This is a genomic window from Mycolicibacterium septicum DSM 44393 (genome assembly GCF_000455325.1).
GTDB lineage: Bacteria > Actinomycetota > Actinomycetes > Mycobacteriales > Mycobacteriaceae > Mycobacterium > Mycobacterium septicum.
The window spans coordinates 60754-71264 of the sequence record NZ_HG322954.1; the positions used below are offsets into that span (position 1 = coordinate 60754).

Below are 10511 nucleotides of genomic sequence, written 5' to 3' on the forward strand. Positions count from 1 at the left end.
TTCCTTCCCGGAAACCGGTTCTCAGTTGAGGTAGGTCTGTTCGTTTCGGAACGCCACCGGCGTGAGCATCGACTCGAACCGTTGTGTGCGAACCCGGACATGGTCGGGCTTGATCTCAATCTCGATATCAGCCCGGCGCCCCCGATCGGGGTGAGCGCCGCGGCGGTCACGCAGCGAGGACCGCGGTCCCGAGACCACCATTGATGACCAGGCACCCGGATACGGGTTGCCTTGCCCGTTGTGCACCACCAGCGTCGGCGGCCACGGCGGCTGTGCTGACGGGTCCGGGGTGCTCCAGATGTGCGAGCTGGCCGCCGTCATCGTCCACCGACCGGCAGGGTCGTACACCGCGACCCGATCACCGGCGGCGGCCGCGCGTCGAATCAGCTGCCGCACACTGAAATCGTTGTCGGTGTAGACCGTGATCTGCGTTGGCGCCGCAGGATCACTCAACGGCATAAGCAACAAGCTGTCTCGCCCAACTCCACCGATCGGGATACCGGACGGACCCACCACGATCGCCCTGTCCAAGTCAGTGGTGACCGGTGTGCTGGGCAGCCCGGCCAGACGCGCCGCCCCCGGAATCGTCGCCTGCAGCGCTTCCCACTGCCATCCGGTAGCCCGGTTCAAGTACGGAGTCGGCGCGGTCGGCAACGGTTGGGTCGAGGTGACCCGCACCATCGCCGAGGCGTGCACCAGCCCGTCGATCCGACGCAGCGCCAACACGAGGGTGGTTCGGGTGATCGGCCGCGCAGCATCAGCAACAAACGACCACACTTCGTCGAGCTTTTCGGCCACGACGTCCTCAGCTGAGTAATAGAAGCTACTCAAGTAGCCGCGCCCGGGTTGGCGCAGCTCCGCCCAGCCGCACTCAATCGGTGCGGTCCCCGCCGGCACGCCACCCACAGTATCCAATGCGGCCTGCTGAATACCTTGCGCGTCAAGAATTTTCACCCGGCAACCCGACCGCTCGACCGCGACCGCGATGCGCCGTGTGGCGGCCACGATCGCCGCCGCGGTCGTCGAGCGCCACACCAATCCCTCCACGGACTGCGGATCATCGATATCCATGCGGATCACCAACGTGTTGGTGCGTTGCCCCGCCGCTGACCGAGCACCGATCGACTTGTCGTATTGCGCCGCATACGAGTCGCCACTGGTGCGCGAACCATCGCTGATCACATCAACATCCACGCCGAGCCCGTAGCGCTGCATTTCGTTGCAAATCACCTGGATCGGAACAAGATTAGGTGTGTCGGCACCCTGGGGCCGCAACCTCGTCGGCATGTGCGCACGCCCCCACACGCTGATCATGGTGATCAAGGTCGTCCCGTCAATGAGCACACCCACGACGCCGTCTCGGTCCTGCACATCGATCGGCACACCCGGTGCCGGCGGATGAAACCACCCGAGAAACTGCGAGCTTGCGGTGTCGACGTCCGACATTTCCACCACATCACCGTCGGCGCTAAACACCTTGCCATCGCCCAGGGCGATGACCTGGTGGTCGGTGAACTGGCCGACATCGCCGAAATCGACACTGGTGGACTCAGCCGGCCCGGGCGCGACGCCCACCGCAGGGAAAGACAGCCCAGCGCCTTCGTAGGCCTGGCGCCACTGGCCGCCGTCGAGCACCTCACGCACCGCCTCGGCAAGCGCCCGGGAAGCTACGGTCCGCTCGGAACCGTCCGGTAGGACCACCGTCTCCTCGCCAGGAGTAACACCCCCCACGACGAGCTGGCGCGGTGCTCGTGCCCGGGCGAATCGCCACGCCCGCAGCAGCCACTTCCACGGCACAGCATCGCCAAATCGCACCACACACAGCAGCAACCCGAGGACCGCGCCGATCGCCAGCCCAGCCCACAACGGCAGCAGGTTCGTAGCCACCGTCGCGAAGGTCACTGCCGCGGTGACGATTTCAGCAGCCAACACCGAACCGAGAGACACATGCAGTGACACCGGTGACCGCTTCACGACTTCCCCTCCTTGCGGCCACGCCGCACCACCACAGTCCCGATCACCGCGGCGGCCGCTACCACCGCCACCAGCCCGCCCCACAACACCGCGCGCCCGGGCCGAGGGTCGGCCGGCGGAGGAGCGGCAGGCGGTTCAAACGGCGCAGAGGTCACCAGAGACGGCGGGAAACGATCCCCGTCGGGCCCCGACCAGGTCAGTGCCGCTACCGGATCGACCACGCCGTACCCGATAGCGGTATCACGCCCGGCCGCCGGCGGATGCGCCGTCGCCTGCAACCGGTGCTTGACCTGATATGCGGTCAGGCCCGGGAACTGCGCCCGGACCTGGGCCGCTACCGCCGAAACGATCGCTGAGGCAAAAGAACTCCCTCCGATCGGCTTGATCGTATTGGCGCGGGTGTCCACCGAGGCGTTGATGATCTGTCCGTCAGTGGACAACCCCGCAATGGAGGTACCCGGCGCACCGATACCGACCCACGGCCCGTGCAACGACGCATTCTGACCCGTCAATGCCACGCCATAGTCGTCAGTGGCTCCGACGGTGAGCACGTAGTCCTGATACCAGCCCGGTGTGACGATCGTCTGAACCGAGTCCCAGCCCAGTGGGTCTGAGGTGTTGGCCGGTACCGGATCGGGGTTCTGCGTGCAACCATCCTGGCCGGCGTTGCCCGCCGCGCTGACGATCAACACGTCTTTGTCTTCGACGGCATAGCGCACCGCGGCGCCGATCTCCGTATCGTCGACCAGGTTTGCCACTGATTGGCACGACACCACCGAGATGTTGATGACCTTGGCCCCGAGGTTGGCCAGATGCACAATGCCAGCGGCCAACGTGTGGACATTGCCTGCCCGTTCGGCCCGTTCGGGATCCTGCTCCATCTTGGGGTCGGTCGGACCGAACTTGCGTGAACTCTGCCGCACCGACACCAGCACCGCATCCGGAGCCCCGCCCACGAAGGAATCCGGGCCGACCGCCGGTTCATCCAGCGACCACATTCCCGGCCCTGCTACAGGCTGGGCACCGCTGTTCCACGCCGGGGCCGCACCATCGGGAGGAGGTGGCGGCTCAGCCGGAGGGGGTGGCGGCGGTGGTGGTGGGGGCGTGGCAGTCGCGGTGACGGTCACTGTCGGAGGAGGAGGCGGCGGCGGAACCGGTGCCGGTGCCGGTGCCCCCGGCGGAGGCGCAGCAACAGCCACGCCCACCGGTCGACTCGGCAGCGGTGGTCCCATCGGCGCAGCACCGATCAGACTGGCCACCACAGTGCCGTGCCCGTCACAGTCAGCCAACCCATCACCGTAGCGACCCATCACATAGTCGCCGCCAGCCACCATATGCGGTAGCCGAGGCCCCGGTGTCACCCCGGTGTCCAGCACGCCCACGATCACCCCGGCGCCCGTGGAGATTCGTTGTGCCGCAGGCATATCAAGCAACCGCCACGCCGGCATCAGCTCGCGCACATCAGTGCCAGGGATCAACGTGGTCTGGGTGCAATCCTCAACCTGGTGCATCATTTTGCCCGGGTCGGGATCACCGTCGGCCGGCGGCGGGCCAGGTGGTACAACTGGCGCCTCGATCGCCGTGGCCACTGCTGGTGTCGCGGCCATCGTGACGACCGCCATCACGGCCGCAAAACGCAAAAGCCTTGTCGATGTAGTCATCTCAGTGCCTCATATGCCGCAGGAACGACCAGGCGTTCCACAGCCACAGCATCCACGGGAACGTCAGAACCACCGTCAGCAACAGCTGCACACCCATAACAGCACGCCGCAGCGGCGCCTTGACCGCCGCGCCGGGCAACCACAAACCCGCCCACAGAACAATGGCGGCCAGCACCACGATCAGGCCCGCGCAGCCTAGTGTCACGGGCAATGACGCCGGAGTTGCCGAGCCTGCGTAGCGACCAACAACCATCGCCAGCCCAACCACCGAACCCGCTGTCAGCGACACCGACTGGACCCGGTCGATCATCGACCGCGACCACAGCAGGACCACCACGCAAATGCCGACCGCGAACACGGTATGGCGCCACGAGCCGGGCTGGCCCGGGATCACCACCCATCGGCACCCGGCCACCAACAACACCGACGCGGCCAGGCTCACACCAGTCATCGTCAACGTCGCACGCCTCGCCCAGCGGGCCACCAACTGCCCAGTGATCACTGTGCCCGACGGGATCGGGCTGACCGACTTGCGCGGACGATTCGGAAGCCGCTCAAACACCCGACGCGAGCGCATCGAGGGGAACGACGGCTGCGGCGCGCCCGAGGACGCACTCCCGATATTGGCCGCCCACATCGCCAGCACCACAACCACACTCAGTGTGGCTGCGGCGATGCGTTCCGGTGGTACATGAAGCCATGCCCGCGCGATCGCCGCCGGCAGGCCGACCAGGCCGAGCGTGAGGAAAAACGCCACTGCCGCCGGATAACGATCACCGCTAAATACCGACAACACCACGACGCCGAGCACCAACGCCGCGGCGGCTGCCGCGACATGCCACCCGCCCGGGGTGCCCGGCACCCCCATGGCCGCAGCCGCCGCGGCGGTTCCCACCGCCGACCACGACAGCGGAGCCACCACTTTGCGGCGGGTCTCACTCGGTGAGCCCGACGCAATCCAGGCGGCCCCCACCAGAATCACCGTCATCCCAGCGCACGACGCGGCCGGAATCCATGATCCGGTGTCCCACCACAGCTTGGACAGAATCAGCACCGTCCACCCGACCAAGGCGACCAGCAGCACACTGGCCATCCGACGGGTCACTTCGGGATCGACAACCCGAAACTGCTCCTGCGCCGAGCGCGCAATGGCTGTGCTCACCCGCTCCACGACCCGGGAGTGACGTTCGGTGGCCTCCAGCGGCAACAGCCACAACGTATGCCCGTCGTATACCTCGCACTGATCGAGCGTCTTGTCCAACTCCAACGCCCGACCGCCCGCGTCACACAGCACGTAGGTCGTCTTCGGGTCCAACCGTGGCAGGCGCCGTCGCTTCAACTCCCGCTCGACCTCATCCTTGAGGTCTTCGACGACTGCAATCAGCTTCTGTGTCGAGGGCAACGCAAAATCGATTTCCGTACCGTCAGGCTCCCCCTCGCCCGCAGAGGTGTTGGCGTCCCCGACGAACACCGCCACCCGGGTGCGACGAATCTCGATGACGTCGTCACCGGGAACCGCACTCGGCGCACTCATCGTGAACCACCAGCGGCCGTGCCGAATCCACTCGCCGTGGCTGCGGCGATCTTCATCAGAACCCGCCGGGTGCGCGGTGCCAGCAACTCGAATTCCAGCACACCGGCCTCGGCGATGTGCGGGTCATACGGCAACTCGAAAATCCGGTCCTCGGGCACCCGCTTGACGAACTCAGCCTTCATCTCCTGCACCTGCCGCAGGGTGCGTTTACGGTCTTTTCGCCCGTCGAAAGCCCGAATGTGATTGATGACAATCACCATGCTCGGTTCCAGGTGCTTGTAACCGGCCGCTTCCAGCCACTCCAACGCAATGTTGGCCCCCGCCAACCCATCTGGAATCGCCGAGGCAACCATGATGAGCGAATCAGCGCCGTCGAGAACGGCCTTCATCACCTGATGACGAAAATCGACACCAGTGTCGGTGAACAGCAGGTTGTACAACTTCTGCAGCCGCACATGGGCGTTGGTGTAGGTGGCGGCATCTAGATCCGTGTGCCCGCCAACCCGTGCGGGTCCGGCCAACACATCCAACCCGGTTTCCAGATTTTGTCCCGTATAGTTGCGCAGCTCTGAGTTGCGCCTAATCTCCTGCTCCGCCAGCACATCTGCGAATGTTGAGGATGCTTCGGGGGCGATACGGTCGGGAAGGTTGGCCGCCTGGGCCGGATCGGCATCGGCTGCCAGAACCGGATCTTTCTTGCGGATTTGGGCGAACACCGTGGCCACCGCCGACGTCACCACCGTCTTGCCGCACCCACCTTTGCCGCCGGTCACCACAATTGAATGGGGTCCAGACAGCGGCGCCTTGATCGCGGTTGTCAGCAGCCGCACCTCGATCTCATCGCGCGACTCGCCAACATTGATCGTCTCAAAGCTGGCTTTATACAACCATTTACGCCAGCCTCGCTTCGACGGCCGCTTCCGGGCCCGATGCAGGTCGTTGGCCGAGCGTTGACTGCGCGCCACCACCGCTGCGCTTGCCGGCGCCGGGTTCTGCGCCGCCGTGGGGACGGGCGCGGCCTGCCACGCCGGTGCCTGAGGCGCAGCCTGGCCATACTGCGGGTAGTGAGCCTGGGCATGCGGTTGATAACCGCCTTGGGGGAACTGCACGGGGGCTTCGGAGGCTCTGCGTGGGGGTCGCGGCGAGGCAGGAGCCACACCGGTGTCCAAGACACCGACTGCAGGCGGCGGTGGTGCGCGGTGAACCGACTCCGGCCGCGGCACGGCGATCGGCCCGGTATCGGAACCGTCGTCACGGGCATCACGTCCGGGAACATCCGGTCCCAACGAGTGCTGCGGCGCCGTCGGCCGAGGCTCGCGGCTCTCATTGCCTGCTGCGCCGGTGTCCTCAGTCACCGCTGAATGTGCCCCGTTGCCCGTTTGTGTCGGGGGCGGCGAGTATTGCTGTGGTTCGACCACAGGCCGTTGAATGTTGATCGATGTCGGTTCGTCGTAGCCGCCGAGCTGCTCTAAGAACTCGTTTTCGTGATTGATGCTCACACGCCCCCCTTGTGAATCGGCTCAGAAGGGCTGTAAACCCCACGACCAGCCGCTTTTTCGCTCATATCGCCGACCTTAACAACGCGTTTTTCCTAGTGCCCACCACCAATCGGGGCCATTTTCTGGACCAGCACGAAACCGGCCCCTCGGACATGGCTAACACGACGCGCGTGTGTAACAACAGCAAAGCCGCTCGATGGGCAAATATCGCCATCAAGCGGTAAAAAAGGAGAGAAATGATATGCGCTGGACAATAACCTGGTGGTCAACGCAAGATGTGTGAGCCGTTAGGCGCCGAGCTGGCGTTCGCGGCGGTGGGCCAACCAATCCTGGCCGGCCGGCAGGGAGGCGCACATGGTTGCCACACCCTCAGAAATCCAGCGCGGGCTACCCGGCAGCAATGTCATCCACCGCTGGCCGTCAGGGCTTTCGGAGTCCGTCTTGAGAACCCGACCCTCGAGTGTGTCGGTAATGGTGAGCACGTGTGCTGCGTGATCAATGCTCTCACGCGAGAATTGCTTGGCGCTCACGGTGATCTGGGCTGCAGACATATCAGCACTGGCCTGCACGATGCGGGCCTGCAATGCGGACAAGCCCCATGCACGCAGTTCGCCGGACAGGTCGATCGACGGGTCGCGCTGCCAGCGCAGCAGCACCTGTTCGAGCGTGCCCGCACGCAAGTTGATGGCATCGAACTGGGCACGGGCTGCGTTCGTGCCGACGATGTCGTTGACCACGGCCGCAGGATCGCAGCCGCCCAGGTCGGTGATGACCACTTCGTCGATCTCGTCGCGCTGATCGGCGTCTTGAGCCGCCGTCCCGCTGCTCGAAAGCGGGTCAGCAGCGTCGGCAGTCGGGGTCTCGGGATCCAGAGCCTGGCGGGACTGCCAGACCCGCGCAGCGCTGACCCACTGCCCGTCGCGGCAGCATAAAACGGCCACCCTGCGCGGCCCGAACCGGGCATTCCACGCCATCAGCGCCTCGTAGGCCAGGATCGGCTCCTCCAGCGGGTCCACACCCGGATCAAACACCGGTGGCGGGCCAGTGAGCTGATCCAGCTGACGAGTGGGCCGTTTGATGGTGACGGTGATCTGAAGGTCAGGCCGCCCCAACGTCCACATCCAGCGGTCGACGTCGACGTCGAGAGTGCGGCCCGAACAGATGCCTTGCTCTTGGAGGATCTGCAGTCCCGGATGACCGGGCAAGACCCGTTCGACAGCACCGATCGGACGGATCCTCAACGCTTCAGGCAGGCGCGAAACGCCAGCGAGCGCGGCTGTTAACCACAATCCTTCAGACGTGGTCGACAGCCGCGCTCCCGTGGTGTGGCTCAAATCGCCTGGAATCCCGCGTTCACCGCACCGTCAGTGGTGTGCGCGTTCTCTGAAGCCCGGTTGATCGCCTGGCCGTGACGGTTGATGGTCTGGAACACCGTGTCGAACGCGGCGTCGATCTGGCGGTGCAGATCGTCGAGACCACCGAAGCCCATACCCGTCCAGTCCTGGCGAATCCCTTCGATCTGGGAGTGAGCCTGGCGTCGCTGCTCCTGCAGGTGAGACACCAGCCCGGTCTGAGAGGTGACGTGGTCACCCATCATGGCCCTGTCGTAGCGCATTGCTTCCATGGGTACTCAAATCCTTTCTTGGGCCGCTGCCGCGACCCGGTGCTCAAAGTCAGACAGCGGTGGTGCCCACGGACCCCAGCGCCGACGCGTTGTCCTGGTTGACCTGCGTGTACTGCGCGACACCCTTGCGCATCTGATCGATCGTCGCCTGGAACCGGGTGTGCACCTGGGTGCCCGTGTGAGCCACATCGGTGGAGGTGTTCACCGACATCACCGCGGCGATCCCGCTGAACCCGGTCCCGTTGAGGCTCTGGTTCATCGTCACGTACTTGCTCAGGCTGGCCACGACATCGTTGCCAATGCCCTCCAGCGCTGAAGCAGCCTGCAGGACTCTGCCTGGGTCGACATTCAAAGTCATCGTACTAAATCCCTTTTCTCTCAACTGCTTTCGCTGTGTATGGAATTCTCATGTGTGCTGTTGCTCGCGTCCCCGCGGCTCTAGACCCCCTGCCCAGACGCGAATACGACACCCGTGTCGGTAAACACCGGCATGCCATCACCGAGGCCGTCCATCACTACCTGCTTGTCAGCCTCGGAAAGTTCCCGCGAACCACTGCCCTGTCCCCGCGCTCCTGCGGCCGCAGGAGCCATACCGCCATACATTCCGGGCGCTCCGGCCGCCGAAGCGCCACGCGCCACGGTCGTGGTCTCGCTGACGCCGGCAACCGGCACCTTGTCACCTTGACCCCACCAATTGCCCGGCAGCCCAACCGTTCCGGCCATCGGACCGCCAGCAGTCGGCTTGGTCAGCGCAGCGTTGATCGCCCCTACTCCGCCCCCGGCGGCGAAACCACCGTTGCCGCCGCCGATACCCGACGCACCCGAAGGACCAGCACTCAATGCGTTCACCGCAGGACTGTTCAATCCCGACCCGCCCAACGCCGCCGGGTTGATCAACGAGCTGCCCAAAGAGCCGACTTGACCCACGCTGGAAAACATTTGACCGCCCTGCCCCAGGCTGCCGCTCGCCGACTGTATGGCCTGCGTCGGGGCCTGCATCACCGAGCCGGACATCGCTTGGGCCGCAGACAACATATCCGGCTCGGCAGGCGCCTGGGCAGGGGTGGCACCAGGCTGCGTACCCGTTCCCGGCGCCGTCGTCCCAGAACCAGGACTCTGAGCCGCAGCCGGGGCCTGCCCAGCAAGCGCGGACGTGGCACCGGTGACCGCACCGGTCGTGGTGCCCACCGTCTGCGCTGCGGCCGCCATCCCTTCGCTGAGACCGGCGCCGAGCGCATGCGCTGCCGTGGTCGCCCCCTGGACACCCACCGCGAACATCGCCGCCGCAACCCCACCAGGGTTGGCTCCCATCGGAGAGGGCGTCAGTGGCACCTGCATCGCCGTGACCAGCGGCATCGCCTCCACTTCGTAGCCGGTCGAGGCCGCAGCGTTCTGCCCCCAAAACCCCGTGTACTCAGCTTCGGTCTCGGCGATCGGAATCGTGTTGATCCCCAGAATGTTCGTCGACTCCAACACCGCATCGCGCACCCGATTGGCGATACACACCGAATAGTGCATCGACCCCGCCACCGCACCGGTGTACGCCGCGGTCATCCCGGCGATCATCCCGGCTGCCTTCTCCGCGTGCGCAGCCGCCAACGCGTTGTAAGCCGCCAGCGGTGTTGACGTCGTGACCATGCCCGTACCGCCAGCACCTTGCCAAGACGGAGCAGTCGCCGCAGTCGTCACCATCTGCTGAATCGACTGCTCAGCATGCGTGGTGCCCACCGCCTGATAGGCCGCGATCTCGGGGGCATGAGCGGCTGGACCCGCCCCCGAGGACAACCGGAAAGAATTCACTTCCGGCGGTAGCGCCCAAAAGTCAGCAATCACCAGCGCGGCCCGCCACTACAGCGCCAACTCGGCTGCGGTCAGCCCGTTGAACACCGCGTACGCCACACCGGACGTGCCCACCTGCGTCGCGAAAGCGGCACGCTGTGCGGCACCAAGCCCGGCCTCGGTCAGGAAATTTGCCGAGTGCGCAGCGATCGCGGCCCGGATCGCCACCGACACTTCGTCGATGCCCATCGTGGCCGGGTTGGCCATCGCCGGGGCCGCTCCGGTCAGCATTCCTGTCTGCACCGCGGTCCCCGCGGCTTCGCTGGCCGACTGCGCGGCCAGCATGATCGGATCAACGTCCATCATTCCCATGAGATCGGCCCCTCCCGACTCGTGTAGTGATTACTCGAAATTGAGGCTAACGCCCCAGCAAATGCAGT

General features: G+C 65.5%; 9 protein-coding genes. All 9 read right to left on the reverse strand.

The window, feature by feature from the left end; translation table 11 throughout:
- Positions 1 to 21: 21 nt before the first annotated feature.
- Complete coding sequence (eccE, locus tag TX88_RS31685) at positions 22 to 1974, reverse strand: type VII secretion protein EccE (protein WP_044524544.1); 1953 nt, start codon at positions 1972 to 1974, stop codon at positions 22 to 24.
- Positions 1971 to 2972, reverse strand: a complete 1002-nt coding sequence (locus tag TX88_RS31690; protein ID WP_065148420.1) for a S8 family serine peptidase — start codon at positions 2970 to 2972, stop codon at positions 1971 to 1973. The genes eccE and TX88_RS31690 overlap by 4 nt, the downstream gene beginning before the upstream one ends.
- Before the next feature lie 664 nt (positions 2973 to 3636).
- Positions 3637 to 5169: a type VII secretion integral membrane protein EccD gene (gene eccD, locus TX88_RS31695; protein ID WP_044524549.1), complete on the reverse strand. Its 1533-nt coding sequence runs from the start codon at positions 5167 to 5169 to the stop codon at positions 3637 to 3639.
- Positions 5166 to 6668 carry a MinD/ParA family ATP-binding protein gene (locus TX88_RS32990; RefSeq protein WP_049925601.1) on the reverse strand — a complete coding sequence of 501 codons (1503 nt, stop codon included), beginning with the start codon at positions 6666 to 6668 and terminating at the stop codon, positions 5166 to 5168. The genes eccD and TX88_RS32990 overlap by 4 nt, the downstream gene beginning before the upstream one ends.
- Before the next feature lie 287 nt (positions 6669 to 6955).
- The gene (locus TX88_RS31705; RefSeq protein ID WP_044524551.1) at positions 6956 to 8002 is read right to left on the reverse strand and encodes an ESX secretion-associated protein EspG; all 1047 of its coding nucleotides are present in this window, start codon (positions 8000 to 8002) and stop codon (positions 6956 to 6958) included.
- Positions 7999 to 8292: a WXG100 family type VII secretion target gene (locus tag TX88_RS31710; protein WP_074415855.1), complete on the reverse strand. Its 294-nt coding sequence runs from the start codon at positions 8290 to 8292 to the stop codon at positions 7999 to 8001. The genes TX88_RS31705 and TX88_RS31710 overlap by 4 nt, the downstream gene beginning before the upstream one ends.
- Positions 8293 to 8341: 49 nt before the next feature.
- Positions 8342 to 8650, reverse strand: a complete 309-nt coding sequence (locus TX88_RS31715) for a hypothetical protein (protein ID WP_065053957.1) — start codon at positions 8648 to 8650, stop codon at positions 8342 to 8344.
- 80 nt (positions 8651 to 8730) lie between these two features.
- Complete coding sequence (locus TX88_RS31720; RefSeq protein WP_074415856.1) at positions 8731 to 10125, reverse strand: PPE domain-containing protein; 1395 nt, start codon at positions 10123 to 10125, stop codon at positions 8731 to 8733.
- 15 nt (positions 10126 to 10140) lie between these two features.
- Positions 10141 to 10434: a PE domain-containing protein gene (locus TX88_RS31725; protein WP_244438726.1), complete on the reverse strand. Its 294-nt coding sequence runs from the start codon at positions 10432 to 10434 to the stop codon at positions 10141 to 10143.
- Positions 10435 to 10511: the final 77 nt, after the last annotated feature.